This is a genomic window from Neisseria sp. P0009.S007 (assembly GCF_051962515.1).
The window spans coordinates 1-549 of sequence record NZ_JBQCVF010000837.1 but is presented as its reverse complement, the minus strand read 5'-3'; the positions used below and the strand labels follow the sequence as shown (position 1 = coordinate 549).

2 protein-coding genes are annotated in these 549 nt (G+C 47.4%); both read left to right on the top strand.

What is annotated here, in order from left to right; genetic code table 11:
- Positions 1-201: LptF/LptG family permease (locus ACTHS3_RS16680; RefSeq protein ID WP_440368599.1), on the top strand; the 201-nt coding region annotated here is incomplete at its 5' end.
- A 118-nt stretch (positions 202-319) separates the two neighbouring features.
- Positions 320-549: glycosyltransferase (locus ACTHS3_RS16675; RefSeq protein ID WP_440368598.1), on the top strand; the 230-nt coding region annotated here is incomplete at its 3' end.

The window sequence follows — 549 nt, the reverse complement described above, 5'->3', positions numbered from 1 at the left end:
CCGCAAACCACGCGCCACGGCAATATGGGCTTGAAACTTTTTGGCGGTATTTGCCTCGGTTTGCTGTTCCACTTTGCCGGACGGCTCTTCGGCTTTACCAGCCAGTTGTACGGCGTGCCGCCGTTTTTGGCCGGTGCCTTGCCGACGGTTTTATTTGCACTGTTGGCGGTGTATCTGATACGTCGTCAGGAAAAAAGATAAGCAAAATAAACTTCAGGCCGTCTGAAAGACAATCTTCAGACGGCCTGAGTATTTTGTGTGCAAAAAACAAAATGCTAAAGTAAAATAATACCTTTCCAAACCAATGCGGCTATTGAAAATGTCCCAAACCATCTGCTTGAATATGATTGTCAAAAACGAAGCGGCAATCATCGAAGAAACACTGGCCAACATCACCGACCACATCAAACTTGACTACTATATCATCAGCGACACCGGCTCGACCGATGATACCGTCGGCGTGATCCGTCGCTTTTTCGATGCAAAGGGCATCGCAGGTGAGATTCATCATGATGGTTGGCAAAATTTTGCATACAACCGCAATCAGGC